The organism is Streptomyces sp. NPDC059169, assembly GCF_042755225.1.
GTDB lineage: Bacteria > Actinomycetota > Actinomycetes > Streptomycetales > Streptomycetaceae > Streptomyces.
In genome coordinates, this window is the sequence record NZ_JBHZCF010000001.1 from 123,778 (window position 1) to 149,599 (window position 25,822).

At 70.7% G+C, this 25,822-nt stretch carries 21 protein-coding genes, 2 tRNA genes and 1 riboswitch; of the genes, 9 read left to right on the forward strand and 14 right to left on the reverse strand.

Going from position 1 to position 25,822, the window contains the following annotated elements; genetic code table 11:
• Positions 1–433 precede the first annotated feature (433 nt).
• Positions 434–512, forward strand: a riboswitch (cobalamin riboswitch).
• Between the two features lie 153 nt (positions 513–665).
• Complete coding sequence (locus ACFXOM_RS00530; protein ID WP_385036660.1) at positions 666–3,038, forward strand: ribonucleoside-diphosphate reductase subunit alpha; 2,373 nt, start codon at positions 666–668, stop codon at positions 3,036–3,038.
• Positions 3,039–3,096: 58 nt separating this feature from the next.
• Entirely contained in the window at positions 3,097–4,125 is a 1,029-nt protein-coding gene (locus tag ACFXOM_RS00535; RefSeq protein WP_384931775.1) for a ribonucleotide-diphosphate reductase subunit beta, read from the forward strand.
• Positions 4,126–4,290: 165 nt separating this feature from the next.
• Here the strand turns inward: ACFXOM_RS00535 and def are convergent, their stop codons facing one another.
• From def to ACFXOM_RS00575, 8 genes are all read right to left on the reverse strand, one after another.
• A complete protein-coding gene (gene def / locus ACFXOM_RS00540) occupies positions 4,291–4,932 on the reverse strand; it encodes a peptide deformylase (protein ID WP_384931778.1) in 642 nt (213 codons plus the stop codon).
• A 61-nt stretch (positions 4,933–4,993) separates the two neighbouring features.
• Positions 4,994–6,001: a tetratricopeptide repeat protein gene (locus ACFXOM_RS00545; protein ID WP_384931781.1), complete on the reverse strand. Its 1,008-nt coding sequence runs from the start codon at positions 5,999–6,001 to the stop codon at positions 4,994–4,996.
• Between the two features lie 187 nt (positions 6,002–6,188).
• The gene (locus ACFXOM_RS00550) at positions 6,189–7,502 is read right to left on the reverse strand and encodes an HD-GYP domain-containing protein (RefSeq protein WP_384931783.1); all 1,314 of its coding nucleotides are present in this window, start codon (positions 7,500–7,502) and stop codon (positions 6,189–6,191) included.
• Positions 7,499–8,887: an HD-GYP domain-containing protein gene (locus ACFXOM_RS00555; protein WP_384931786.1), complete on the reverse strand. Its 1,389-nt coding sequence runs from the start codon at positions 8,885–8,887 to the stop codon at positions 7,499–7,501. Before ACFXOM_RS00555 ends, ACFXOM_RS00550 begins: the two co-directional genes overlap by 4 nt.
• Positions 8,888–9,081: 194 nt before the next feature.
• Positions 9,082–9,396 carry a mycothiol system anti-sigma-R factor gene (gene rsrA, locus ACFXOM_RS00560; RefSeq protein WP_384931789.1) on the reverse strand — a complete coding sequence of 105 codons (315 nt, stop codon included), beginning with the start codon at positions 9,394–9,396 and terminating at the stop codon, positions 9,082–9,084.
• Positions 9,393–10,040 (reverse strand): sigma-70 family RNA polymerase sigma factor, encoded by a 648-nt coding sequence (locus ACFXOM_RS00565; protein ID WP_384932087.1) that lies wholly within the window; start codon positions 10,038–10,040, stop codon positions 9,393–9,395. Before ACFXOM_RS00565 ends, rsrA begins: the two co-directional genes overlap by 4 nt.
• A gap of 299 nt (positions 10,041–10,339) precedes the next feature.
• On the reverse strand, positions 10,340–10,978 hold the full coding sequence (locus ACFXOM_RS00570) for an alpha/beta family hydrolase (protein WP_384931792.1): 639 nt from the start codon (positions 10,976–10,978) through the stop codon (positions 10,340–10,342).
• 154 nt (positions 10,979–11,132) lie between these two features.
• Positions 11,133–11,948 (reverse strand): SOS response-associated peptidase, encoded by an 816-nt coding sequence (locus ACFXOM_RS00575; RefSeq protein WP_385036662.1) that lies wholly within the window; start codon positions 11,946–11,948, stop codon positions 11,133–11,135.
• 49 nt (positions 11,949–11,997) lie between these two features.
• Here ACFXOM_RS00575 and ACFXOM_RS00580 point away from each other — a divergent pair, with 49 nt between their 5' ends.
• The 4 genes from ACFXOM_RS00580 to ACFXOM_RS00595 all read left to right on the forward strand — a co-directional run bounded on the left by ACFXOM_RS00580 (position 11,998) and on the right by ACFXOM_RS00595 (position 15,677).
• On the forward strand, positions 11,998–12,690 hold the full coding sequence (locus tag ACFXOM_RS00580; RefSeq protein ID WP_384931797.1) for a M50 family metallopeptidase: 693 nt from the start codon (positions 11,998–12,000) through the stop codon (positions 12,688–12,690).
• A 70-nt stretch (positions 12,691–12,760) separates the two neighbouring features.
• The gene (aroA, locus tag ACFXOM_RS00585) at positions 12,761–14,101 is read left to right on the forward strand and encodes a 3-phosphoshikimate 1-carboxyvinyltransferase (protein ID WP_384931799.1); all 1,341 of its coding nucleotides are present in this window, start codon (positions 12,761–12,763) and stop codon (positions 14,099–14,101) included.
• 16 nt (positions 14,102–14,117) lie between these two features.
• The gene (rsgA, locus tag ACFXOM_RS00590; protein ID WP_384931802.1) at positions 14,118–15,128 is read left to right on the forward strand and encodes a ribosome small subunit-dependent GTPase A; all 1,011 of its coding nucleotides are present in this window, start codon (positions 14,118–14,120) and stop codon (positions 15,126–15,128) included.
• Positions 15,129–15,353: 225 nt separating this feature from the next.
• Positions 15,354–15,677 (forward strand): DMT family transporter, encoded by a 324-nt coding sequence (locus ACFXOM_RS00595; RefSeq protein WP_384931804.1) that lies wholly within the window; start codon positions 15,354–15,356, stop codon positions 15,675–15,677.
• On the opposite strand, the gene ACFXOM_RS00600 is transcribed toward ACFXOM_RS00595, so the two are convergent.
• Entirely contained in the window at positions 15,643–16,266 is a 624-nt protein-coding gene (locus ACFXOM_RS00600) for a TetR/AcrR family transcriptional regulator (protein WP_384931806.1), read from the reverse strand. The genes ACFXOM_RS00595 and ACFXOM_RS00600 overlap by 35 nt on opposite strands.
• Positions 16,267–16,411: 145 nt before the next feature.
• Here ACFXOM_RS00600 and hisN point away from each other — a divergent pair, with 145 nt between their 5' ends.
• Positions 16,412–17,212, forward strand: a complete 801-nt coding sequence (hisN, locus tag ACFXOM_RS00605; protein WP_384931809.1) for a histidinol-phosphatase — start codon at positions 16,412–16,414, stop codon at positions 17,210–17,212.
• Positions 17,213–17,355: 143 nt separating this feature from the next.
• A complete protein-coding gene (locus tag ACFXOM_RS00610) occupies positions 17,356–17,763 on the forward strand; it encodes a cyclic nucleotide-binding/CBS domain-containing protein (protein WP_384931812.1) in 408 nt (135 codons plus the stop codon).
• Between the two features lie 127 nt (positions 17,764–17,890).
• On the opposite strand, the gene ACFXOM_RS00615 is transcribed toward ACFXOM_RS00610, so the two are convergent.
• Positions 17,891–19,360: a catalase gene (locus ACFXOM_RS00615; protein WP_384932090.1), complete on the reverse strand. Its 1,470-nt coding sequence runs from the start codon at positions 19,358–19,360 to the stop codon at positions 17,891–17,893.
• Positions 19,361–19,485: 125 nt separating this feature from the next.
• On the opposite strand from ACFXOM_RS00615, the gene ACFXOM_RS00620 reads away from it, so the two are divergent.
• Positions 19,486–19,905, forward strand: coding sequence for a Fur family transcriptional regulator (locus ACFXOM_RS00620; protein WP_384931815.1), 420 nt, complete (start codon positions 19,486–19,488; stop codon positions 19,903–19,905).
• Positions 19,906–20,089: 184 nt separating this feature from the next.
• Here the strand turns inward: ACFXOM_RS00620 and ACFXOM_RS00625 are convergent.
• The 4 genes from ACFXOM_RS00625 to ACFXOM_RS00640 all read right to left on the reverse strand — a co-directional run bounded on the left by ACFXOM_RS00625 (position 20,090) and on the right by ACFXOM_RS00640 (position 25,766).
• Positions 20,090–20,163 (reverse strand) — tRNA-Met (locus ACFXOM_RS00625).
• A gap of 423 nt (positions 20,164–20,586) precedes the next feature.
• Positions 20,587–22,500, reverse strand: a complete 1,914-nt coding sequence (locus ACFXOM_RS00630) for a sel1 repeat family protein (RefSeq protein ID WP_384931818.1) — start codon at positions 22,498–22,500, stop codon at positions 20,587–20,589.
• A gap of 214 nt (positions 22,501–22,714) precedes the next feature.
• A tRNA-Met gene (locus tag ACFXOM_RS00635) sits at positions 22,715–22,788 on the reverse strand.
• A 56-nt stretch (positions 22,789–22,844) separates the two neighbouring features.
• Positions 22,845–25,766 carry a UPF0182 family protein gene (locus ACFXOM_RS00640; protein WP_385036867.1) on the reverse strand — a complete coding sequence of 974 codons (2,922 nt, stop codon included), beginning with the start codon at positions 25,764–25,766 and terminating at the stop codon, positions 22,845–22,847.
• Positions 25,767–25,822 lie beyond the last annotated feature (56 nt).

Below are 25,822 nucleotides of genomic sequence, written 5' to 3' on the forward strand. Positions count from 1 at the left end.
GTGACACCCCGCTAATCTGATTTTTCCTGGTCCTTTCTCCTTTTTGGTCCCCCCCCCGGCCCCGCCGTCATTCCCCCGCCGTCATTCCCCCGCGGGACTGGACGCCAGGGACACCACCGCCAGGCGCCCCGCCGGCGGCGACGCATGAGCACGGAAGCCGGGGGCGATGGGGGCTCGGTGCGTCTGCGCGCCCCGGGGTACACGGAAGGCGGGCTTCCGTCATGACGTCCCCTCAGCGCCAGGCGCCGCGAGCGGCACCGGCCGACGGCCGGTGGAAGGGCCGCAGGGGTGCACCGAGGGCACCGCCCCGTCATCGACCAGCAGTTCGATCAGATCCCTCCCTGGAACCTCAACCACCCACCACGACACAACATGTGGGGGGTTCTCCATCGGGCGCACCCCACATGTATGCTCGTCCTCGCTGTCGCCGCAGGGGAATCCGGTGGAAATCCGGAACTGTCCCGCAACGGTGTATTAGGCATGCCTTTGCGTACCTGGTGAGTCCGACGACCTGCCGACGGCGCACCCGGACCGTCCGGCCCGGGTGCCGACGACGTCCGGGCCTCGCGGAAAAGGCCGGTGGACGCGGCGCACCAGCCGATGAGGCACGTGCCCGTGCCGCCATGCCCCCGCTGGCCCACCGCCGAGCGAGGGAGAGCACCTCCGTGACCATCGCGCCGCCCGATCCTGCTTCAGCGCAGCTCAACGACGGGCCAGGCACCGCCCTGCTGCGGACCCTGACCGACCTCACCGCCGACCTCCCCGACAGCGACCCGGGCCGCGTCGCCGCCGCTGCGCTGCGGGGCCGTCAGGCGGGCTCGGACGAGGCCGAACTGCGCGTGCTGGCCACCGAGGCGGCTGCCGGCCTGATCTCCGAGGACCCGGCGTACTCCCGGCTCGCAGCGCGACTGCTCACCCTCACCATCGCGGAGGAGGCCGCCTCCCAGGGCGCGACGGGCTTCTCCGCCTCGGTAGGCGTCGGCCACCGCGAGGGCCTGATCGCGGACCGCACCGCCACGTTCGTGCAGATGCACGCCGAGCACCTCGACCTGCTCGTCGACGCCTCCGCCGACGACCGGTTCGGCTACTTCGGCCTGCGCACCCTCTACAGCCGCTACCTGCTGCGGCACCCGATCACCCGCAAGGTCATCGAGACCCCGCAGCAGTTCATGCTGCGCGTCGCCTGCGGCCTGGCTGAGGACGACTCGGTCCGGGCCCTCGACGAAGTCGCGGCGCTGTACGGGCTGATGAGCAGGCTGGACTACCTGCCGTCCTCCCCCACCCTGTTCAACTCCGGCACCCGCCACCCCCAGATGTCGTCCTGCTACCTGCTGGACTCCCCACAGGACGAGCTGGACTCCATCTACGACCGCTACCACCAGGTCGCGCGGCTGTCGAAGCACGCGGGCGGCATCGGCCTGTCGTACTCCCGCATCCGCTCCCGCGGTTCGCTGATCCGCGGCACCAACGGCCATTCCAACGGCATCGTCCCGTTCCTGCGCACGCTGGACTCGTCGGTCGCCGCCGTCAACCAGGGCGGTCGCCGCAAGGGGGCGGCCTGCGTCTACCTGGAGACCTGGCACGCGGACATCGAGGAGTTCCTGGAGCTGCGCGACAACACGGGCGAGGAGGCGCGCCGCACGCACAACCTCAACCTCGCGCACTGGATCCCCGACGAGTTCATGCGCCGGGTCCAGGAGGACGGCGACTGGTCGCTGTTCTCCCCGGCGGACGTGCCCGAGCTGGTCGACCTGTGGGGCGACGCGTTCGACGCCGCGTACCGCAAGGCCGAGGCCGCCGGGCTCGCCCGCAAGACGATCCCGGCACGTGACCTCTACGGCCGGATGATGCGGACGCTCGCGCAGACGGGCAACGGCTGGATGACGTTCAAGGACGCCTCCAACCGCACCGCGAACCAGACCGCAGAACCGGGCACCGTGGTCCATTCGTCCAACCTGTGCACGGAGATCATCGAGGTCACCAACGACGGCGAGACCGCCGTCTGCAACCTCGGTTCGGTCAACCTGGGCGCGTTCGTCGAGGAGGGCGCAGACGGCGCGCGGATCGACTGGGAGCGGCTGGACGAGACCGTCCGCACCGCCGTGACCTTCCTCGACCGCGTGGTCGACATCAACTTCTACCCGACCGAGCAGGCCAAGCGTTCCAACGCCAAGTGGCGCCCGGTGGGGCTGGGCGCCATGGGCCTCCAGGACGTCTTCTTCAGACTGCGCTTGCCGTTCGACTCGGCCGAGGCCACAGCGCTTTCGACGCGGATCGCCGAGCGGATCATGCTGGCGGCGTACGAGGCGTCCTGCGACCTGGCGGAACGCCACGGCCCGCTGCCCGCCTGGTCCGCGACCCGGGCAGCCCGCGGCGTACTGCACCCGGACCACTACGACGCCGAGCTGAGCTGGCCGGAGCGCTGGGCCGCGCTGCGCGAGCGGATCGCCGCGACCGGCATGCGCAACTCCCTCCTCCTCGCCATCGCCCCGACGGCGACGATCGCCTCGATCGCCGGCGTCTACGAGTGCATCGAGCCCCAGGTCTCCAACCTGTTCAAGCGCGAGACCCTCTCCGGTGAGTTCCTGCAGGTCAACTCCTACCTCGTCGACGACCTGAAGAAGCTCGGCGTGTGGGACGCGCAGACCCGGGAGGCGTTGCGCGACTCGGGCGGATCCGTGCAGGGCCTGAACTGGATCCCCGCCGACGTACGGGAGCTGTACCGCACGGCGTGGGAGATCCCGCAGCGTGGCCTGATCGACATGGCCGCCGCACGCACCCCCTTCCTCGACCAGTCGCAGTCGCTGAACCTCTTCATGGAGACGCCGACCATCGGCAAGCTCAGCTCGATGTACGCGTACGCCTGGAAGCAGGGCCTGAAGACGACGTACTACCTGCGTTCCCGGCCGGCGACACGGATCGCACGAGCGGCGTCCGGCACGGCCGCCACCCCGATTCCCGTCCAGCAAGCCGCCCCGGACGCCGAAGCGATCGCCTGCTCCCTCGAGAACCCCGAGTCCTGCGAAGCCTGCCAGTAGTTCCCGCCCGCCACCCGACCATCACCACCCGGAGGACGGCGCTCGTGCGCCGACTGCTATGACCACCGACAAGAACCTGCTCGACCCCGGCTTCGAACTGACCCTGCGCCCGATGCGCTACCCGGACTTCTACGACCGCTACCGGGACGCCATCAAGAACACCTGGACCGTCGAAGAGGTCGACCTCCACTCGGACGTCGCCGACCTCGACAAACTGTCCCCCGGTGAGCAGCACATGATCGGCCGCCTGGTCGCGTTCTTCGCGACCGGCGACTCGATCGTCGCGAACAACCTGGTGCTGACGCTGTACAAGCACATCAACTCCCCGGAGGCGCGGCTGTACCTGTCGCGGCAGCTCTTCGAGGAAGCCGTGCACGTCCAGTTCTATCTGACCCTGCTGGACACCTACCTGCCCGATCCGGACGACCGTGCCGCCGCGTTCGCCGCGGTGGAGAACATCCCGTCGATCCGTGAGAAGGCGGAGTTCTGCTTCAAGTGGATGGCCGCCCTCGACGGGGAAGGGGGAGTCGAGAAGGTCGAGCGGCTGGAGACCAAGGCCGACCGCCGACGCTTCCTGCTGAACCTGATCTGCTTCGCGGCCTGCATCGAGGGGCTGTTCTTCTACGGCGCCTTCGCGTACGTCTACTGGTTCCGTTCGCGCGGTCTGCTGCACGGGCTGGCCACGGGCACCAACTGGGTGTTCCGTGACGAGACGATGCACATGAACTTCGCGTTCGAGGTCGTGGACACGGTCCGCAAGGAAGAGCCCGACCTCTTCGACGACCTGCTGGAGCAGCAGGTCACCGACATGCTGAAGGAAGCCGTGGCGGCGGAGCTGCAGTTCGCCCGCGACCTGTGCGGCGACGGCCTGCCCGGCATGAACACGGAGTCGATGCGGGAGTACCTGGAGTGCGTCGCCGACCAGCGGCTCACCCGGCTGGGCTTCGCCCCGGTGTACGGCTCCCAGAACCCGTTCTCGTTCATGGAGCTCCAGGGCGTCCAGGAGCTGACGAACTTCTTCGAGCGCCGCCCGTCCGCCTACCAGGTCGCCGTCGAAGGCTCGGTCGACCTGGACGAGGACTTCTGACGGCCGGTCCTCACGGCCGGCTCCGGCCGTGAGGACCGCCGCACCGGACCCGTCGCACGACGGATCGTGTGAACGCGTCGTACGGAAGCCCCAGATGGACGCCCGGCACGAACGCGTCGCCGCGTACCTGGAACCCAGGTGCGCGGCGACGGGCGTCCTGTCGGCTCAGTCGTTGGGGACGACCTGGTAGCGCGGCGTGCCCTCGGCCATCTGCCGCAGCGCGTCCTTGCGCTCCCGCTTGGACAGCCGGTCGATGTACAGCCTCCCGTACAGGTGGTCCGTCTCGTGCTGCAGGCAGCGCGCGAAGTAGCCGGTGCCCCGCACCTTGATCGGCTTGCCCTCGGCGTCCTGGCCGTGCACCTCCGCGTAGTCGGGGCGGGCGAGGGAGGCGTACGCCGTCGGGACCGACAGGCAGCCCTCGTTGGAGTCGTCGAGGACCCGGCGCTCGGGCGGCAGCTCCTGCAGCACCGGGTTGCACACCACACCGACGTGGCGCACGCCCTCGTCATCGGGGCAGTCGTAGACGAAGACCTTCAGGTCCACGCCGATCTGGTTGGCGGCCAGGCCCACGCCCTCCGCGGTCCGCTGGCTGGCGAACATGTCGTCGATCAGCGCCGCGAGCTTGTCGTCGAACTCTGTGACGTCCTTGCACTCCTGGTGGAGCACCGGGTTGCCGACGACGGTGATGGGTCGGGACGTACCGCGCTCGCGGTAGGACCGCTCGCGCTCCTCACAGTCCTCGGTGTCCACGACGAAACCATCGTTGACCTGCTGGTCCTGGTGCTGGTCCGTCTCCTGCTGCGCCATTGTCCGCCGTAAGCCTTCCTCGGTGACCCGTCTGCTGTTCCGTACAGCCTACGGGGCGGCGTCAGCAGACCTCTTCGAGATCCCGCCATTCACGGCTGTCCGGGCTGTCCGCGACCCAGCCGTCCAGCAACCCGCGCACCAGGGCGGAGGGAGCCGCGATACCGCATTCGCGTTCCGGCACCCAGAGCTCACCGGGCGTGCGGTGGCCCAGCGGGCCGGGGTGACCGGGTTCACTGTGGTCGTGCGGGTCGAGGTGCTCGCCGTCGCCCTCGGCGCTCGGCATGCGGCTCTCACTGCAGGCACGGCACAGCAGCCGCACCGACGAGGACCAGTCCTCGGCGGCGAACCCCGCGTCCGCCGCGAGTTGTTCCAGCGCGTCCCGGTCGTCCTCGGTGGCGGCTTCCAGCAGCACCACCCAGGTGGGGACGGGCGAGGGCGCCCAGAGCTCGATCTCGTCGAAGACGGGGAAGCTGTGGCCTGCAGCGGTCGTGCGCTCGCCGTGCGGCACCCCGTCGTGCAGGACGACCTCGCCCCAGCGGCGGCCGGACGAGGGCAGCGGGATGGACAGCACTTCTATCCGGGCCGGGTCGAGCCGGCGGCCCCACACCACCTCGGCCTCGCCCTCGGGCGACAGCCGTACGGCAGCGCTGCCGAGCTCCATGCCCACGGGCTCGGCGGCGGCCGCCGCGGGGCCGCCCGCACCGGCCCAGGAGGGGCCACCGGGCACCTTCAGCCCGTAGGCCTGCCAGGCGCGGCGGGCCAGCGGCCAGTCCTGGAGGGCCGTGGCCGCGATGCCGACGTTCCACCAGTCGGGGGCGCCGGTCTCCTTGTCCAGCAGCGCGACGGCCCGCAGGCCCGCGGCGCGCGCCTGCTCCCAGTCGTGCCGGAACTTGTGCAGCAGGGCCAGGTTGAACCAGGACTCGGAGAGCCAGGGCTCCAAGTCCGCCGCGCGCGTCAACAACGCGCCCGCGTCCTCGTACCGGCCGTCCCCGATCAGCGTGAACGCGCGGTCCGTGGCCTGCCGCCAAGAGGCGGACGGCCGATGCCGTACCTTCCCGAAGATCCTCACGATTCCCGCCTGCCGGTCGCTCGGGTCATTGCCCCCGGACACGTGTCTGACGTGCCTGTGTACGCGTGTCTCTCAGTGGTCCTTCTTTCGCATCCAACCATGCCCGGTCGGACGCTCGCTCATTACCCATGGGTTACCCATTGCCGTGACGCCCTAAGGCGCCCGCCGCACGGCCCTTCCCCGGTCGTCACGCCCGGCCGGGGGCAGGTGGACCGTGCTCTCCACGGGCCAGGACGCGGGCCAGGGACTCCACGACCTCCGGTTGGTAGTCGTGGGCGGTGCCGAGGCGGAGACGTTCCAGCGCCGTCAGCGCATCCCCCGCACTGTCACCGGTGAGATCGTCGTACGCGTTGACGGTACGGACGATCCGCGCCGGCAGGGGCTGGTCCCGGTACGGGTCGGCCTGGCACTCCACCACCACGGCGACGGCCGCGGGAACACCCGTCTGCCGGATGACGGCACCACCGAGCGAGGCGATCCGCCGCTGCTCCGCGACCGACAGCAAAGCGGTGGCACCCTCCGGAACGGGGTCCACGAGGGAGAGCTGCCCGATGTCGTGCATCAGCGCCGCGTACTCCAGAACGGTCAGCTCGGGTCCCGACAGCCCCAGCTCCCGCCCGACGGCCGTGCTCAGCGACGCGACCCTGCGTGCGTGCCCCCTGGGCGTGTAGCCCGCTATCTCGGTCGCACGGGAGAGGGAGGCGATGGTCTGCCGGTACGTGGTGCGCACCGCCTCGTACCGCCGGAACGACAACTGCGTGAGCAGCAGCGGTACCGAGAACAGGGGCACTGCCCACAGCCCGGCGACGGCCACGCCGAGGGACATGACGGCACCGGTCGCGCACACCGCGGAACGGATGCCGGCAAGCGCCCGCAGTTCGTCGCGCAGCAGCGGGCCGAAGGGATATCCGGTGCGGGCCCGGAGCATCAGTGCGGCGAGCACGGCGTCACAGAGCGCCGTGAGCAGCAGCAGGAGCAGCAGGTACAGGGCGTAGTACGGCCCCTTCCCCACCAGGCCGGTCAACACACCGGTGGCGTAGAGGGGTTGGAAGCACACCGCGGCGAACGCGACGGTCAGCACCCGACGCACCACGTGGTCGAGCACACGACCGCAGCCGCGGGCGATGTTCGGTACCGACCCGGCGAGCACTCCCGCCAGGACCACCGCGACGACTTGCAGGACCCCGTGGGTCGTAGGCCGCCCGGCGCTCCCACCGAGGAGCGCGTACCCGAGCGCCGCCGCGGCTCCGAGCGGCGAGGGCTCCCGGCCGGGTGGCCCTTCGAGCGCGGGCGGTGGCCCTCCCGGTCCGGCCGGGCGCACTTCCCGGTCGCGCACGGAGCCCCAGCGCGCGAACTCCCCCACCGCGATGAGCACCCCGAAGGCGAGTGCGATGCCCGGATCCTCGACACCGTGCCACCCGGTCCAGCCGAGCGCCGCCCCACCCAGCACGGCGGCGGCGCCGTGGAAGGCGGGAACGGTGACGCAGGGGCGCCGACTCACCCGACGCCCCGCCCGTCTCCCGCCGACCGTGCGGCCGCAGCGCCGGAGGAGGGGGCTGCGGGCGCCTCGCGCGGCGGCGGCGGCGCGGCGGACGGCTCGTCGGCAGTGACGTCCGCCTGCCAGCCGTGCCGGTCGAGGGCGCGGACGAGCGCCCGGACCATCCGGGGGTCGAAGTGGGTGCCGGCACAGCGCTTCAACTCCTCGACCGCGGTGCTGACCGGGCGCGCCCTGCTGTACGAGCGGGTCGAGGTCATCGCGTCGAAGGCGTCGGCGACGGCGACCACCCGGGCGAATTCGGGGATCTGGCGGCCGGCGAGACCGTACGGGTACCCACTGCCGTCCAGCCGCTCGTGGTGGTGCAGGATCGCCGAGCGGGCCTCGCCGAGGAAACCGATCCCCCGGACCATTTCGTGGCCGTACTCCGGGTGCAGTTCGATCACCCGCCGTTCCTCCGGCGTGAGCGGCCCGTCCTTGCGCAGCACGCGGGTGGGCACGCCCAGCTTGCCGACGTCGTGCAGGATCCCGGCGAAGCGGAGCATTTCCAGGCGATCGTCCGGCATGCCCAGCTCGCGCGCGATCATGGCCGACGCCCGACCCACCCGCTCGCTGTGCCCCCGTGTGTACGCGTCCTTGATGTCCACCGCCTGCACCAGGGCGCGGATGGTGGAGCGGTGGGCTCCCTGTTCGCGGTGGTACTGCGCGAACACCCAGCAGGAGACGTACATCGGCAGCAGCACGAAGAGGGCCGCGCAGGGGCCGTAGGGACTGCCCCACAGCACCGCCATCATCAGCCCGGCCAGGCCGTGCACCGCGTACGGCCCCAGGGAGCCCGACAGCAGCCCGCGCCACGCGGTGCGCAGGGACACCCGCTCGGCGGTGGCCCGGATCCCGCCGTCCAGCGCGCCCATGACCAGGCAGAAGGTCAAGGCCGACATCGACCCGGGGACCATGACGAACGGGAAGTCGGAGGCGGCCAGGGCGGACGGACCGCCGCACAGCGCGGCCGTCGAGGAGGCCGCCGATGCCGCCAGGGCGAGTTCCGCCGCCCGCCACGCACGCCGTAGACCGCCCGAACGCTGCTCGACCCGGGCGAGGAGCGCCCCGGGCACCGCGACCAGTGCCGCGGCGGCCGGGGGCAGCAGCAACGCGGCAGCGAGCAGCACGGGGAAGAACGATCCGGCACCGATGGGCACGACCCGCCCCGAGACGCGCCCGAGGAGCGGACAGCGCGACGGCAGCTCACAGAGGACGTACAGAACGGCGAGCAGAGCCACCGTTCCCCACGGCGTGCCGGCTGCGGGGCGCAGCGCCGGGAGCGCACACGCTCCGGCGCCCGCGACAGCGCATGCAACATACGCGCGCGCTGCTCCGGACATGCCAGCCACCCGTCCTCAGCCTCCCAGGCCACCCCCAAATAGAGGGCCAGGCTAGCGAGTTGAACGGGCCGCCACGGCGGGAAGCAGGGGGCGATTAGCACCATCGAGTGATAGGAGGGAGGGGGGATTCCCGGTCCGTCCGGTCGTGCTGAAGGGGGCGCACCGACTCGGTGCGCCCCCTTCAGTGACGTGCGCGGACGGCTCTACTCCGCGGCGCTCGGCGCCTCCGGGGCAGCCGTCACATCGTGGTCGGGCACGGCCTCGCCGGCCCGGATCAGCTCGATGCGCCCCATGACCTTGGCCCGCAGGTCCACCGGCACGTCATCGTGCCCGCAACAACGCTTGACGAGCTTCTTCACCGCCTGTTCCAGGCCGTACTTCTCCAGGCACGGGGAGCACTCCTCGAAGTGCACCTCGAACTTGGTGCAGTCGCTGTCGGGCATCTCGCGGTCGAGGAACTCGTACAGGTGGTCGAGTACCTCTGCGCAATCAGTCTCGTGCGGCTCTCCGCAGCTCATGAGCCCGAGCCTTTCCGATCGTTCGTCGACTCCCCGGCGCCCGCGGGAACGAGCCCGCGATCACGGGCGTAGTCCTCGAGCATGCCGCGCAGCTGGCGGCGGCCACGGTGCAGTCGGGACATCACCGTACCGATGGGTGTCCCCATGATGTCCGCGATCTCCTTGTACGCAAAGCCCTCGACGTCCGCGAGGTAGACGGCGATGCGGAACTCCTCGGGGATCGCCTGCAGCGCTTCCTTGACGTCGGAGTCGGGCAGGTGGTCGAGCGCCTGGGACTCCGCGGAGCGCAGCCCCGTCGACATGTGCGACTCCGCGCGCGCGAGCTGCCAGTCCTCGATCTCCTCGGCGGCGCTGCGCTGCGGCTCGCGCTGCTTCTTGCGGTACGAGTTGATGAAGGTGTTCGTGAGGATGCGGTACAGCCAGGCCTTGAGGTTCGTGCCCTCACGGAACTGGTGGAAGGACCCGTAGGCCTTCGCGTACGTCTCCTGGACGAGATCCTCCGCGTCAGCCGGATTCCGCGTCATACGCAGGGCGGCCGAGTACATCTGGTCGAGGTAGCCGAGGGCGTCCCGCTCGAATCGTGCGTTGCGCTCGGCGGCCGACTCTTCCGTGCGGCCGTCGTCGGTCCCAGTGACCGGACCCACCTCCTCCAACGCCGTGGCGAACCCGAGGCCGGACCCGCTCGAATCGGAGGATAGACGACCAACCGCTCCGCCCGCCGCCCGAATGGGAGCTGCCTTGGGTGCGGGCAGCATCGTCCAGTCCAGGTCAGCGGCCTGCGACCGGTTCGGGCAGATGGTCGAACCCATGCGAAGGACTCCCTCTCGACTGCTCCTGTACCGACGTGGGGCACAACAGCGGTCGCACGCTCCGCATTCCCGGCGCCCCCCGCTACGACCGCCGCGCGCCCCGGCTCGGGTCCGGACCGTCCGCGGGCCCGGTTTCAGACCAGGGGGGCGATCCACTTCCGCACGCCGGTGACGACCGCGTCCAGCGCCTCCTCCTGGGTCCGGGCCGCCTTCTTGGGCACGGCGAGGCCGTGGTCCGCGGAATCCACCTCGATCAGGTCGTACGGGCCCGCGGGGAACTCCTCCGGCTTCCCGAACGGGTCGTTCCCCCCTTGGACGACCAGGACCGGTACCCCGGCGCCGAGCAGTTCCTCGGCCCGGGACTTCTCCGGCCGTCCCGGCGGGTGCAGGGGGAAACTGAGGGCCAGCACGGCGCGTGCGCCCAGTTCGCGTGCTGTGCGACAGGCCACGCGGGCACCAGCACTACGCCCGCCCGCGACGATCGGCAGCCCTGGTTCCTGGAGGGCCGGCCAGAGGCCACGCCAGCCGGTGTCCAGGGTCGTGGGCGCCGGTGCCACCTTCTTGCCCGCCACCCGCCAGGGCTGCTCCACCAGGGCCACGCTCACGCCGGCGCCCGGCAGCGCGGAGGCGAGCGCCTGCAGGTCGCGGGCCTCGATGCCGCCGCCCGCGCCGTGGCTGACGGCCAGGACGATCCGGGCCCGGCCAGTGGGGGCAGGGTGCCAGGTGATGCGGGCGTCACCCGCGGGCGTCTCGACGATCTCGCTCTGCGTCACGGTGAGCAGTCTCACATCCTGCGGCCGCGAAATCCCAGGACGCGGAGGGTGGCGGCGCCGTCCGTGGCCCGGCAGCCCTCGGGCCCCGCTCCGTCCACCGGCCCGGCCCCCGGGGGCGCGTCGGCCACGTCAAACGCGTACGAAGCGTCAGAACTCAGAACAGCGTGCCCACCTCGGGTGCCGCCAGCTCCTCCAGCAGCTCCGGTCCGTTGTTGCGGACGTTCGAGACGGCGGTGGCGACGGGATAGGCGCGCATCAGCCCCTGCGGCGGTGGGGCCAGCAGGGCGCGCAGGTCGTCGACGTCGGTGCGGGCGGGGTCGAGCCAGGCGTCCCAGCGGTCCTCGGTGAGCATCAGCGGCATCCGCGGGTGGATGTCCGACAGCGAGCGCGGCCCGTCGGCCGGAGCGACGGCCAGCGGGCCGGCCTCGGCCTCCGTCGTGATCACCGAGCAGGTCACCCACCAGGACTGCGGATGGTCGTCGGGGAGCGTGCGGTCGCGCCAGAACTCGTACAGCCCCGCCATCGCGAACACCGAACCGTCGGCCGGGGTGACGAAGTACGGCTGCTTACGCGGGCGCTTCTTCCTGCCCTGGACCTCCAGCTCGCGCTCCTCGACCCCGGTGACCCACTCGTAGTAGCCGTCGGCGGGCAGGATGCAGCGCCTGGCCAGGAACGGCCTGCGGAACGAGGGCTTCTCGTGGACGGTCTCCGCGCGGGCATTGATCATCCGGGCGGCGCCCTCGGGGTTCTTGGCGAAGGACGGGACGAGTCCCCACTTGAGCCGGCGCAGCTGGCGAACCGGACGGCAGTCGTCCGCGTCCTTCAAAGGGCGCTCGAGTACCGCGTACACCTCTTTGGTCGGGGCCACGTTCCAGTCGGGGGCCAGGGTCTCCTCCGGTTCCCACTTCTCGATCCGGAAGAGTCCCGTGAGGTCCTCGGGCCTGCGACTCGCTGCATACCGTCCGCACATGAGTGCCACACTGCCACGACCCCGAGCATCCTGAGGAGCCACCCCGGAAATGGCCATCACCGAACTCTTCGGCACCCAACCCGCACCCGAGCGCTGGCTCGTCATAGGCACGGCCGCCCTCGCCCTCGTCGCGATCGTCCCGCACGCCTTGTGGCGGCTGTCCCGCAATGCGATCACCATCGCCCACGAGGGCGGCCACGGACTGATCGCCCTGGCGACCGGACGCCGGCTCGACGGCATCCGCCTCCATTCCGACACCAGCGGCCTGACCGTCAGCCGGGGCAAGCCGACCGGCATCGGCATGATCCTCACGGCGGCCGCCGGCTACACGGCGCCGCCGCTGCTCGGCCTCGGGGGCGCGTGGCTGCTCGCAGCGCACCACATCACGCTGTTGCTGTGGCTCGCCACGGGACTGTTGATCGCGATGCTGGTGATGATCCGTAACGCGTACGGTGCGCTCACCGTGATCCTCACCGGGGCCGCCTTCCTGCTGGTGTCCTGGTTGACCACATCGACCGTGCAAGCCGCCTTCGCCTACACCGCGGTGTGGTTCCTGCTGCTCGGCGGCGTTCGGCCGGCCTTCGAGCTGCAGGCGAAGCGGCGCCACGGAGGGGCACCCGACTCGGACGCCGACCAGCTGGGTCGGCTGACGCACGTCCCGCCCGCCCTGTGGCTCTTCCTGTTCCACGCCGTCTCGATCTGCTCACTGATCGGTGGCGGTCGCTGGCTGCTCGGTCTGTGACCGATCAGCGGCGTGGTGGGGACCGGTCCGGGAACGGCTGTGGTTCCCCGGGCCCACTAAAGTGAGGGCCATGACCGAGAGCTCCGTGCACCCCGCCCTTTGGCCCGCCCCTCTCTCGAGCGGACCCGTCAATGCGACGGTCACCGTGCCCGGATCGAAATCGGTCACCAACCGGGCGCTGGTTCTGGCGTCGCTTGCCGCCGAGCCGGGCTGGCTGCGTCGGCCGCTGCGCTCCCGCGACACGCTCCTGATGGCCGAAGCCCTCCGGGCCCTGGGCGTCGGCATCGAGGAGACCGTCTCCTCCAGCTCGACCTCTGCCGGCGGTGCGGACAGCGGCGAAGCATGGCGCATCATCCCCGCAGGACTGCACGGGCCCGCCACGGTCGACGTCGGCAACGCCGGTACGGTGATGCGCTTCCTGCCTCCGGTCGCCACCCTCGCCGACGGGCCCATCCGCTTCGACGGCGACCCCCGGTCCTACGAACGACCGCTGGGTGGGGTGATCGACGCGCTGCGCTCCCTGGGCGCCAGGATCGACGACGACGGCCGCGGGGCACTCCCGATGACCGTGCACGGCGGCGGGGCGCTGGACGGCGGCACGGTCGAGATCGACGCCTCTTCCTCCTCGCAGTTCGTTTCCGCCCTACTGCTGTCGGCACCCCGCTTCAACCAGGGGGTGGAAGTGCGGCACGTGGGCTCCCGGCTACCGTCCATGCCGCATATCCGGATGACCGTGGACATGCTCCGTGCCGTGGGAGCACAGGTCGACGAGCCGGAGACCGGCGGTGAACCGAACGTCTGGCGGGTACGCAGCGGCGCCCTGCTCGGCCGGGACCTGACGATCGAGCCGGACCTGTCCAACGCCCAACCGTTCCTGGCCGCGGCACTGGTGACGGGCGGCCGGGTAACCATTCCCGACTGGCCCGAGCGCACCACTCAGCCGGGTGATGCGCTGCGCCAGATCTTCACCGAAATGGGTGGATCCTGCGAGCTCACCGATGCCGGGCTGACGTTCACCGGTACGGGCAGGATCCACGGCATCGACGTCGACCTCGGCGAGGTAGGCGAGCTGACGCCGGGCATCGCCGCCGTCGCCGCCCTCGCCGACTCCCCGTCGACGCTGCGCGGGGTCGCGCACCTGCGCCTGCACGAGACGGACCGGTTGGCCGCCCTCACCAAGGAGATCAACGAACTCGGCGGCGACGTCACGGAGACCGAGGACGGGTTGCACATCCGGCCCCGCCCGCTGCACGGCGGTGTGTTCCACACCTACGACGACCACCGGATGGCCACCGCGGGCTCGATCATCGGTCTCGCGGTCCCCGGCGTGGAGATCGAGAACGTGGCGACGACGGCCAAGACCCTTCCCGACTTCCCGAGGATGTGGACCGACATGCTCGCGGGCAACTGAGCGGGGACGGCAGCACATGCGCCGTTACGGCAAGCACACCGACGAGGACGACGTCAGGGTCCGGCCCAACCGGAAGGGCAACCGGCCCCGTACGAACATCCGCCCGAAGCACGAGGACGCAGCGGAGGGCATGGTCCTGACCGTGGACCGAGGGCGCCTCACCTGCCTCGTCGACGACCGGACGGTCATGGCGATGAAGGCACGGGAACTGGGCCGCAAGGCAGCGGTCGTCGGCGACCGGGTCGGGCTCGTCGGCGACCTGTCCGGCGCAAAGGACACCCTCGCCCGCATCGTCCGTATCGAGGCACGCGCCTCCGTCCTCCGGCGGACCGCCGACGACGACGACCCGTACGAGCGGGTCGTCGTGGCCAACGCCGACCAGCTCGCGATCGTGACGGCGCTCGCCGACCCCGAGCCGCGCCCCCGTCTGATCGACCGGTGCCTGGTCGCGGCGTACGACGGTGGTCTGGAACCGCTGCTGGTGCTGACCAAGTCGGACCTCGCTCCGCCGGAGAAGCTGCTGGAGCTGTACGGCGCGTTGGACATCCCGTACGTCGTGACGTCCCGCGAGGAGCTGTACGGCGGCGATGCGGCAGACCGGGTGCACGAGCACATCGGCGGCAGGATCACCGCCTTCGTCGGCCACTCGGGCGTCGGCAAGACGACCCTGGTGAACGCGCTCGTGCCGGAGGACCGGCGCCGGACGACGGGCCGTGTCAACGCGGTGACCGGACGCGGGCGGCACACCACGACCTCCGCGCTGGCCCTGCCGCTCGCAGGTGCCGGCGGCTGGGTGATCGACACCCCGGGCGTGCGGTCGTTCGGGCTGCACCACGTGGACCCCTCGCGGGTGATCCACGCCTTCCCGGACCTGGAACCGGGGACCGAGGCCTGCCCGCGGGCCTGTTCGCACGACGAACCGGACTGCGGACTGGACGAGTGGGTGGCCCAGGGGCATGCCGACCCCGCGCGCCTGTACTCGCTTCGCCGCCTGCTGGCCGCGCGGGAGCGGCGCGAGGGCGACTGAGCCGGTCCCGACCCGGGCCGCGCGGTCCAAGTCCCGTCCGCGCGCCGTGGCGGGCGCTCGCGGCGGAGGGTCGGTGCGGGTGGCGGCGGAACCGGTGTCGACGGGCGGCTCCCCCACCGCCACGCGCAGGCGATCCTTCGCGCACGTTTGCGGGTGGCGACGACTGGTAAGTGCATAATCGCACCGAGTGAGGCGAAGCGGTCACCAACGCGGGAGGCACTGACGATGGCGTGGCTGCTCGTGGTGGTCGCCGGACTCCTGGAAACGGGCTTCGCGGTCTGCCTGAAGCTGTCCCACGGATTCACCCGGCTCTGGCCGACCATCGCGTTCGCCATCTTCGCCATCAGCAGTTTCGGACTGCTGACGCTCGCCCTGAAGAAGCTCGACGTCGGTCCGGCGTACGCCGTCTGGACGGGCATCGGCGCTTCGGGCACCGCCATCTACGGGATGATCTTCCTCGACGAGATGGCCTCGGTCCTGAAGATCGTTTCAATCTCACTGGTGATCGCCGGCGTCATCGGCCTGCAACTCTCGGGTTCCTCGCACTGACGACCGCGCGGACCAGCGGCCCCACCCCGTCGGCCGCGGGGGCGACGAGACAGGACAGAGCGAGCCGTACGACCAGCTCACAGACCACGGCGAGCTCCGGGCCCTCCTCTCCGGCACGGCCGTGACCACCGTGCTCCAGCGCGGCCAGCGACCGGTCCCGCACGGCGGACGCCAACTCGGCGGGGGCCGGGTGCCCTGCGTCCGCGCGACGCTGGGCCGGCGCCCCCGCGCGCACGGCGCCACGTGCCGGCCGCGGAACCGGCAGCCACTCGCCCCAGCATCCGGTGAGCAGTGCACGCAGCAGGGGCCTGGCGTGCGCCTCGCCGACGGTCCACTCCGCCAGGGACACCAGGCGCTCCGCCCTGCCCGTGCGATCGGCCAGCACACGGTCAACCCCGCGGAGATAGGAGTCGACCTCTCGCCGCACGAGCGCTCTCGCCAGACCGTCCTTGCTGCCGAACTCGTTGTACAGGGTCTGCCGCGAGACTCCGGCGGACGAGGCGACGTCGACCATCCGGATCCCGGACCAGGGGAGGCCGCACAGGGCGGCGTGAGCGGCGGTCAGCAGTGCTTCTCGCGCTGTGGGCATCATGGCCTCCCGACCCCGGCGGCACTGCGCCCAGAGTTGACGGACGGCCGCTGCGCGTCAAGGCCGCCTGCGGGCCGTCAGGCGGTTTCCCGCCTCGGAGGGCGGCCCCTCCGAGGCCCGGGAGCACGGCGATAGAGTGCCGGTCATGGCCGACTACCACGATGATCTGCGCCTCGCCCATGTTCTCGCGGACGCTGCGGACGCCGCGACGATGGACCGGTTCCGGGCCCTCGACCTCAAGGTGGAGACCAAGCCGGACATGACCCCGGTGAGCGAGGCCGACAAGGCGGCGGAGGAGTTGGTCCGCTCCCAGCTCCAGCGGGCCAGACCGCGCGACGCGATCCTGGGCGAGGAGTTCGGCATCGAGGGCACGGGCCCGCGGCGCTGGGTGATCGACCCGATCGACGGGACGAAGAACTACGTCCGCGGCGTCCCTGTATGGGCGACGCTGATCTCCTTGATGGAGGCCGGCGAAGGCGGCTACCAGCCGGTCGTCGGAGTGGTGTCCGCACCCGCTCTCGGTCGACGCTGGTGGGCCGCGAAGGGAACGGGCGCCTACACGGGGCGCAGTCTTTCGGCCGCCACCCGCATGCACGTGTCGAAGGTCGTGGAGCTCTCCGACGCCTCGTTCGCGTACTCGTCGCTCAGCGGCTGGGAGGAGCAGGGGCGCTTGGACGGCTTCCTCGACCTCAGCCGGCAGGTCTGGCGCACGCGCGCGTACGGGGACTTCTGGCCGTACATGATGGTCGCCGAGGGGTCGGTGGACATGTGTGCGGAGCCGGAGCTGTCGCTGTGGGACATGGCTGCGAACGCGATCATCGTGCAGGAGTCGGGCGGCACCTTCACCGCCCTCGACGGCACTCCCGGCCCGCACGGCAGCAACGCGGCGGCGTCGAACGGACTCCTGCACGAGGAACTGCTGGGCTACCTGAACCAGCGCTACTGAGCCGTAACGCCTCGGGCGCCCCCTGCGGACCACACGCTCCCCCTTGTTGACTCCGCGAAACACTGCGACTCTGAAAGTCCCCCCGTTTGTGAACTTGTGAATCCCTTCTCGTTGAAGGGTTCATCAAGGAGGTGGCTCGGTCCATGCTCGTCCGTGACGCCATGAACACGGTGATCCTCACCATCGGCCCCACACACACCCTCCGGCAGGCCGCCCGACTGATGGCCGGGCGCCGCGTCGGGGCGGCCGTCGTCCTCGACCCCGACACCTGCGGGCTCGGCATCCTCACCGAGCGCGACATCCTGAATGCGATCGGCGCGGGCCTGGACCCCGATCACGAAACCGCCGGAGCCCACACCACCACCGACGTCGTCTTCGCCGCACCCTCCTGGACCCTGGAGGAGGCCGGGGAGGCCATGGCCCACGGCGGCTTCCGCCATCTGATCGTGCTCGACTCCGACGGGCCCGTCGGCATCGTCTCGGTACGCGACATCATCCGCTGCTGGGCACCTGCGCGGTACCGCGCATCAGCGGCCACGCTGACCGGGTAGCGACCACACCCATGCGGTCCGGCCCCCTCCCGGCCGCACGGAGGGGGCCGGACCCCCGGCAGGGACCCTGTTGGTCCCATGGCGGGCGTCCGGCCCCCTCCCCATCGGCGAAGCGACCGTCCTGCTGTCAGCCGCGAAGGGCCTGGACCGCGGCCTCCAGTCGCTTCCCGAGGTCTCCGTCCGCGCGACGGAAGTTGCCGACCGCCCGTTCGACGATGTCGTCGCGGGAGACCTTGGCGAGGAAGCCGGCCAGGTTCTCGACCAGCCGCCCCTTCTCATCCTCGGACATCAGGCGGTAGAGGTCACCCGCCTGCACGAAGTCGTCGTCCTCGGAGTGGGACGGAGCCACGTGGTGGCCCGTGCCACCGGACACGGGCGTCGACCGCCACAGGGGGCGGTCCGTCTGGAAGGGACCGCCGAAGCTGTTCGGCTCGTAGTTCTTGGCACCCCCGTGGCGACCGTCGTACAGCAGGCCGTCCCGGGCGTGGGTGCGGGCTTCGGTGGCGCGCGGGCGGTTCACCGGCAGGTGGTCGGCGTTGGCGCCAACGCGGTAGCGGTGCGCGTCCCCGTAGGCGAAGAGGCGCCCCTGGAGCATCTTGTCCGGCGACGGGCCGATACCCGGCACGAAGTGGGCGGGGCTGAAGACGGACTGCTCGACCTCCGCGAAGACGTTCTCCGGATTGCGGTTGAGCTCCAGCTTGCCGATCTCCATCAGCGGGTAGTCCGCATGCGGCCACACCTTGGTGAGGTCGAACGGATTGAAGCGGTAGGTCGCCGCCTCGGCCGCGGGCATGATCTGCACCTGCACCGTCCAGCTCGGGAAGTCACCGCGCTCGATGGCCTCCCGCAGATCGCGCTGGTGACTGTCGGGGTCCTCGCCCGCGAGCCTGTTGGCCTCCGCCTGTGTGAGGTTCGCGATGCCCTGGTCGGTCGTGAAGTGGTACTTGACCCAGAAGACGTCCCCGGCGTCGTTGGTCCACTGGAAGGTGTGGGATCCGTAACCGTTCATGTGACGGTACGAGGCGGGGATGCCGCGGTCGCCGAACAGCCACGTCACCTGGTGAGTGGACTCGGGCGACAGGCCCCAGAAGTCCCAGACGTTGTCCGCCTCCTGGCTACCCGTGTACGGGTCGCGCTTCTGGGTGTGGATGAAGTCGGGGAACTTGATGGCGTCCTTGATGAAGAACACCGGGGTGTTGTTGCCGACGAGGTCGTAGTTACCCTCCTCGGTGTAGAACTTCAGCGCGAAGCCCCGCGGGTCACGGACCGCGTCGGGCGCACCGAGGTTTCCCGCGACCGTGGAGAAGCGCAGGAACGTCTCGGTCTGCTTGCCGACCTCGGACAGGAACGCCGCCCGCGTGTACGGCGTGACGTCCGCCGTCACCGTGAACGTGCCGTACGCGCCGGCCCCCCGCGCGTGCACGACTCGCTCCGGGATGCGCTCGCGGTTGAAGTGCGCGAGCTTCTCGAGCAGCAACTGGTCCTGCACCAGGACGGGGCCACCGGGACCCGCGGTCTCGCTGTTCTGGTTGTCGGCCACCGGTGCGCCGGCCTCCGTGGTGAGCGGCCCGTGCATCACGTCCGCCTGCTGCTTCATGCCCATGAATCCCGTCCCTCGTCGAGTACCCGTTCTAATCTCAGAATAGATTCTGTCTAACTTGAGGGAAAATCCAAAATCGAACCCGTTCGGAGGTGGGCGTCCTCGACTGTTAGGCTGGTCCTATGAGTGACCTGTTGGAACGGCTGCGCGGACGCGGTTGGCGAATGACCGCGCAGCGTCGCGTCGTGGCCGAGGTCCTCGACGGCGACCACGTACACCTGACCGCCGACGAGGTACACGCCCGCGCCGTCGAACGGCTCCCCGAGATCTCCCGGGCGACCGTCTACAACACGCTGGGCGAGCTGGTCTCGTTGGGCGAGGTGCTCGAAGTCGCCACGGACGGCCGTGCCAAGCGGTACGACCCGAATGCACACACACCGCACCAGCACCTGGTGTGCGCCCGGTGCGGCGCGATCCGCGACGTCCACCCGTCGGGGAACCCACTGGCGGATCTGCCGGACGCGGAGCGTTACGGCTTCACGATCTCCGACGTCGAGGTGACCTACCGGGGCGTCTGCCCCACCTGCGCGACGACGGCGTAGTCCGACGACGGCGTAATCAGTGGCTGCGGCGGACCTGCCGCCGCGGGCCACACCCCTCGGCGGCAGCCGGGCGCCCGGGCGTAAACCACGGCCGGTCCCGTGACGAGAGCCCGGACGACAAGCCCATGCGGGCAGAGAACACCGGAGCCCGGGATCCTCGAGGATCCCGGGCTCCGGTTTCAAGTAGCGGGGACAGGATTTGAACCTGCGACCTCTGGGTTATGAGCCCAGCGAGCTACCGAGCTGCTCCACCCCGCGTCGGTGAGCACAACAGTACGTCACCCCGGGGACCAGAGCAAATCAGTAACCGTTCACCCGTTCGTCGCACTCTTGCTCGCATCCGGGTGTCAGCGGTCCCACCCTGTCCCGCCGCGCTGGGCGGGAGGGCGGGAACGCGCCGTGACCGAAGCCGGCGGCTTCACCGGCGAGAGCGCGCCCGGCCCGCCCGAGCACCCGGGATGGAGGGCGCCAGGCCGTCGACGCCGCGCCTCGCCCTCCTCGGGTCCCGCCGCGGGTCGCTCCTCGCTCCGGCGACGACACCGGTCACCGAGCTCTCCCCGCCCCGCCTGCGCGGGTGCTGGGCACCGCCCGTTCGAACGGAAGGAGCCGGCGACGACCGACGTCACCCCCTGCCCGTTTCGACCGGCCCGGGACACCGTCCGCCCGCCCCCGCGAGATGCATCAGGCAGTGAGCTCCTGGTGGAGCGCGTCACGCAGCGCCGCGGCCCGCTCCGCGACCTCCGCGGGACCGAGCTCTTCCGCGCGGGCACACCAGCGCTCTCCTTCGGCAAGCTCGCCCCGGCGCGCGGCGAGCAGCGCGAGCCGGAGCGCGGCACGCCCGTGCCCGGCGTTCGCCGCCCGCGCCCACCACAGACCCGCTTCGCGCTCGTTGCCCTCGCGGGCGAGCAGGAGCCCGAGGTTGAACGCACCGTTGCGACTGCCCGCCTCGGCTGCCTCGCGGTACCAGCGGGCGGCCTCCCCGTTGTCGCCGCGCGCCGCGGCGAGCATGCCGACGCGCACCTGGGCACGCCGGTGGCCCTGCTCGGCCGCACGCTCGTACCACTCCTCGCACTCGCTCTTCTCGCTCACGGGCTCGCCGAGCGCGACCGGCCCGGATACGGGCTGGCGCGCATCGAGCACCGTCGCGAGACGGAAGGCCGCTTCGGCGCTGCCACCGCCCGCGGCACACCGCAGATGGCGTTCGGCCTGCTGCTCCGCGCCGTCGCGCAGGTACGCCATGCCCACCTGGAGCGCGGCTTCGGTGTGCCCGGCCGCGGCTGCGCGCTCGTACCAGCGCAGGGCCGTGGGGTCGTCGTCCCGCCCCGCATAGAGGATGCCCAGGTTGAACGCAGCGTCGACGCTGCCCGCCTCGGCCGCCTTGGAGAACCAGGGCTCGGCACCGGTCGGGTCGCCTGCTTGGAGGAGCAGCACGGCGAGTGCGTTCGCGGCCTCCCGGTGCCCGGCGTAGGCGGCCCGCCGGTACCACTGCTCGGCCTGGGGCGTGCGGTCCTGGGCGGCACAGAGCAGTCCCAGGTTGTACGCACCGTTCACGTCGCCCGCGTCCATGGCGGCCCGGTACCAGCGCTCGGCGGTCTGCTGCTCACCGCGCGCGGCGTGCAGTGCACCGAGCGCATTGGCAGCGTTGCCATCGCCTTCCTGGGCGGCCCGGAGCCACCACACCGCAGCACTCTCTTCGTCCCCGGCGTCCCTGAGCAGGAAGCCGAGCGCGCACGCGGCGCGAGCCTCACCGTCCTTCGCGGCCGTCAGGTACCAGCGCCCGGCCTCTTTCAGCTCACCGCGCCGCTCGAGGATGCTCCCCAGGTGCAGCGCCGCGCGCAGGTGACCGCGTGCTGCCGCCTGCCGGTACCACTGCTCCGCCTCGCGCCGGGCCTCCTGGCCGGCGGCTGCCTCTCCCGGGCCCAGCACGCCCGCGCCGCCCTCGGGGAGCTCCGGTGCCGCGCCGTCGCCTTCCAGCGCCCGGGCTAGGCGGTAGGCCGCCTCGCGGTGACCCTGCTCCGCCGCGGCGCGCAGCCACCGTTCGACGCCCGGCTCGCTGCGGTGCTCCAAAAGGTCGGCCAGCGCGTAGGCGCCGAGCGCATGGCCCTGCTCCGCGGACTGACGCAGCCAGTACTCGGCGGCGGGCTCGTCGCCGCGCTCACGGAAGTGCCGGCCCAGCGCGTGGGCGGCGGCTGCCGAGCCCGCGACGGCGGCGACCCGCCACCAGCCCGCAGCCTCGTCGGCGTAGCCGCGCTGGTGGAGGAGCACTCCCAAGTTGTTCGCCGCCGCCCGGTCCCCCTCGGCGGTCGCCGCCCTCAGATGGGGCTCGGCGCCGTCGAGATCGCCCCGGCGGAGCAGCATGGCCCCGAGGACGCTCATCGCCGCCACGTCGCCGGCGACCGCGGCGCGGCGGTGCCGGGCCTCGGTCTCGGAGTCCGCGGCACCGAGGGACTCGGCGGGGGCAAGGGAGTCGAGCGGCTCCACCACGTCAGAGTCCATCGCATCGACCACGCCCACCGCGTGGTCTGCGGTCCCGGCACGCTCCTGCACAAACCGCCCTGTCTCCAACAGAGTTGCCCTGTCCCCCATGAATTCCATCGTCGCACCACCTGCAACCCGCGTACACCTGGTATACCGCAGCCAGTGAGGTCACTTCGGCGTTTTGTCGACATGCCCACAGAGAGACAAGTCAAACACGTCCCGGGCCAACCCGGCGCACCCAACTCACCGTGTTCGGCCACTACTTCGGATGAACAGCACATAACACGCGCCGAGGGCCCGGATCCTGATGGATCCGGGCCCTCGACTTCAGTAGCGGGGACAGGATTTGAACCTGCGACCTCTGGGTTATGAGCCCAGCGAGCTACCGAGCTGCTCCACCCCGCGTCGTTGTGGACCAACCGTACCACGACGCGGGGTGGACCCTGCTCGGCGGGCCCTGCTCAGCCGCTCGGCGACGGTGCCGGGGAGGGTGGCGTAGCGGGCGCGGTCGACGTCGACTGGGCTGCTGCCGCTCGTTCGAGCGCCGCCTGCAGCTCCTCCTGAGCCTTGCCGTAGGCCGCCCAGTCGTTCTTCTGCAGCGCAGCCTGGCCCTCGTCGTACGCCTTCTGGGCGTCGGCGATCGCCTGCTTCAGAGCCGCGCTGCCCGTGACCGGGGGCTTGGTCGTGTCACCCGGCTGGGTCGGCGGCGTGGTGGTGGGTGGCTGTTCGGTGCCCTCCACGCCGAACACGGCGTTCAGCGCCTCGCCGAGACTGTCCTTGAAGACCGGCTTGCCGCCGTAGGACACCGCGACCTTCTTCAGCAGCGGGTAGTTCGCCGCCCCACCACGTGCGTACACGGGCTCGACGTAGAGGAACCCTCCGTCGAGGGGCACGGTGAGCAGGTTGCCGTAGTCGATCTCGGAGTCGGTGCCCCGCAGGTCACGGACGAAGGTCGCGACCTCCGGGACGCTGTTGAGTTCGCTCTGCACCTGCGAGGGGCCCTGGACCGTCGAAGTGACCCTCAACAGCCTTATCTTGCCGTAGTCCTTGCTGGTCGCATCGGCGTCGATCGCCATGAACGCACCCAGGTTGGGGCGCCCGTTCGGCGTGAACGTCGTGGTCAGCGAGAACTTCTGGGCCTTCTCCCCCGGCATCTTGAGGCTCAGGTAGTACGGCGGGACCGCACTGCCGTCCTTGTTCGTCGGGTCACCCGGCACCTGCCAGGCGTCACTACCGCTGTAGAACTGGTCGGGGTCGGTCACGTGGTACCGGGTGAGCAGCTCGCGCTGGACCTTGAACATGTCCTGCGGATAGCGCAGGTGCGCCATCAGCGCCGGCTTGATGTCGCCCTTCGGCTTCACCGTGTCGGGGAAGGCCTTCATCCACGTCTTGAGGACCGGGTCCTGAGTGTCCCACTGGTAGAGGTCGACCGTGCCGTCGTACGCGTCGACGGTCGCCTTCACCGAGTTGCGGATGTAGTTGACCTGGTTCTGCTGGGCGACGACGGCCCGCTGGCTGTCGGTCAGCGAGTCGGCCGTGGTGTCCCCGAGCGTCGTCCGGGACGCGTAGGGGTAGCCGTTCGTGGTGGTGTAGGCATCGACGATCCACTTGATGCGGCCGTCGACCACGGCCGGATACGCGTCACCGTCGATGGTGAGCCAGGGTGCCACCGCCTCGACGCGCTCCTTGGGCGTGCGGTTGTACAGGATCCGCGAACCGTCGCCGATCGCACCCGAGTAGAGGATCTGCGGCTCGCTGAACGCCACCGCGTAGGCGGCGCGGTTGAACGCACCGGAGAGGTCGACCCCGCTCTTGCCCTGGTAGCTGGTCGTCTCCTCGCCGTTCTTCTCGTAGTCGAGCTCCTTCTGCGGGCCGCCCACGATCGAGTACTGCTCAGTCTTCTCGCCGTAGTAGATCCGCTGCTCGTACTTGCCGAGCTGGCCCGTCGTCGGCAGTCCGGACTCGGTGAAGTCGGGCGCGCCGACCGTTCCCTTGTCGGGGTCGGTGACGGTGTTCGTCCCCTTGGCCGCGATCGCACCGTAGCCGTGCGTGTACGTGAAGTGGTCGTTGATCCAGTTGCGCTTGGGGATGCCCTTGATGTTGAGCTCGCGCAGACCGATCACCGTGTCCTGCGGCTTCCCGTCGGGTCCGGTGTACCGGTCGACGTCCAGCGTGGCCGGGAACTGGTAGTACTTGCGCTCCTGCTGGAGCTGCTGGAAGGCGGGCGAGACCACGTTGGAGTCGACCAGGCGGTAGCTGGCGGCCGACGCCGACTCCTCACGCTGCTGCGCCTTGCGCTTCGGGTCGCCCCGGCCCGAGTAGTCCTCGGCCTTCGCCGCGTCGATGCCGTACGCCTTGCGCGTCGCCTCGATGTTCTTCTGGATGTACGGCGCTTCCTTGGCCTGCTCGTTGGGCTGGACCTGGAACTTCTGCACGATCGCCGGGTAGAGGCCGCCGATCAGGATCGCCGACAACACCATCAGGCCGAAGCCGATCATCGGCAGCTGCCAGGTCCGGCGCCACAGCGTCGCGAAGAACAGCACGGCGCAGATGACAGCGATGCAGAAGAGGATCGTCTTGGCCGGGAGGTACGCGTTGGCGTCGACGAACCGGAGGCCCGTCCAGTTACCGGTGGCCTTGAAGTCGCTGGACTTGACGGCGAGGCCGTACCGGTCCAGCCAGTAGGCCACGGCCTTCAGCGCGACGAAGATGCCGAGCAGCACCGAGAGGTGGCCCGTGGCGGCGGCGGTCGCCCGCCCGCCCGGGCTGGTGATGCGCAGCCCGCCGTAGAGGTAGTGGGTGAGCGCGGCGGCGATCAGCGACAGAACGGCGGCGGCGAACCCGAAGCCGAGCAGGAAGCGGTACCAGGGCAGGTCGAACGCGTAGAAGGCCACGTCCATGTGGAACTGCGGGTCCTTCTGCCCGAACGGCACGCCGTTGGTCCACATCAGCCACGTGCGCCACTGGGAAGAGGCCGACGCCCCCGCGATGAGACCGACGAGCGCGGTGATCCCGAGGAGCACCCACTTCTTGTACGGGGCGATGCCCATCCGGTACCGGTCGAGGCTCTGCTGCTCGACCGACATCGCGCTCAGCGGCGGACGCAACCGGTGCGCCAGCCAGATGTTCACCCCGACTGCGGCGGCCATCAGCAGACCGAAGACCAGGAAGAGTCCGATCTTGGTCCACAGCGTGGTGGTGAACACCGACGAGTACTTCACCGACCGGTACCACAGCCAGTCGGTCCAGAACCCGGCGAACATGACGAACGCCATGGCCAGCACGGCCAACACGCCCAGTGTCAACAGCAGGGTCCGGGCACGCCGGGACGGCCGGCCAACTCTGATCCGTGGCCCGGTCGGGCCTCCGCCGCGGTCCGGCATCTGGAAAGCCAACGTGCGCCCCTCGAAGTTCGCGGTCGTGTAAGCATCATGCAAGC

Excerpts from the sequence above, each read along its gene's own strand:
- ACFXOM_RS00535 (WP_384931775.1), top strand. The coding sequence starts at position 3,097 with ATGACCACCGACAAGAACCTGCTCGACCCCGGCTTCGAACTGACCCTG.
- def (WP_384931778.1), bottom strand. The coding sequence starts at position 4,932 with ATGGCGCAGCAGGAGACGGACCAGCACCAGGACCAGCAGGTCAACGAT.
- rsrA (WP_384931789.1), bottom strand. The coding sequence starts at position 9,396 with ATGAGCTGCGGAGAGCCGCACGAGACTGATTGCGCAGAGGTACTCGAC.
- ACFXOM_RS00575 (WP_385036662.1), bottom strand. The coding sequence starts at position 11,948 with ATGTGCGGACGGTATGCAGCGAGTCGCAGGCCCGAGGACCTCACGGGA.
- ACFXOM_RS00580 (WP_384931797.1), top strand. The coding sequence starts at position 11,998 with ATGGCCATCACCGAACTCTTCGGCACCCAACCCGCACCCGAGCGCTGG.
- aroA (WP_384931799.1), top strand. The coding sequence starts at position 12,761 with ATGACCGAGAGCTCCGTGCACCCCGCCCTTTGGCCCGCCCCTCTCTCG.
- rsgA (WP_384931802.1), top strand. The coding sequence starts at position 14,118 with ATGCGCCGTTACGGCAAGCACACCGACGAGGACGACGTCAGGGTCCGG.
- ACFXOM_RS00595 (WP_384931804.1), top strand. The coding sequence starts at position 15,354 with ATGGCGTGGCTGCTCGTGGTGGTCGCCGGACTCCTGGAAACGGGCTTC.
- ACFXOM_RS00600 (WP_384931806.1), bottom strand. The coding sequence starts at position 16,266 with ATGCCCACAGCGCGAGAAGCACTGCTGACCGCCGCTCACGCCGCCCTG.
- hisN (WP_384931809.1), top strand. The coding sequence starts at position 16,412 with ATGGCCGACTACCACGATGATCTGCGCCTCGCCCATGTTCTCGCGGAC.
- ACFXOM_RS00610 (WP_384931812.1), top strand. The coding sequence starts at position 17,356 with ATGCTCGTCCGTGACGCCATGAACACGGTGATCCTCACCATCGGCCCC.
- ACFXOM_RS00615 (WP_384932090.1), bottom strand. The coding sequence starts at position 19,360 with ATGAAGCAGCAGGCGGACGTGATGCACGGGCCGCTCACCACGGAGGCC.
- ACFXOM_RS00620 (WP_384931815.1), top strand. The coding sequence starts at position 19,486 with ATGAGTGACCTGTTGGAACGGCTGCGCGGACGCGGTTGGCGAATGACC.
- ACFXOM_RS00630 (WP_384931818.1), bottom strand. The coding sequence starts at position 22,500 with ATGGAATTCATGGGGGACAGGGCAACTCTGTTGGAGACAGGGCGGTTT.
- ACFXOM_RS00640 (WP_385036867.1), bottom strand. The coding sequence starts at position 25,766 with ATGCCGGACCGCGGCGGAGGCCCGACCGGGCCACGGATCAGAGTTGGC.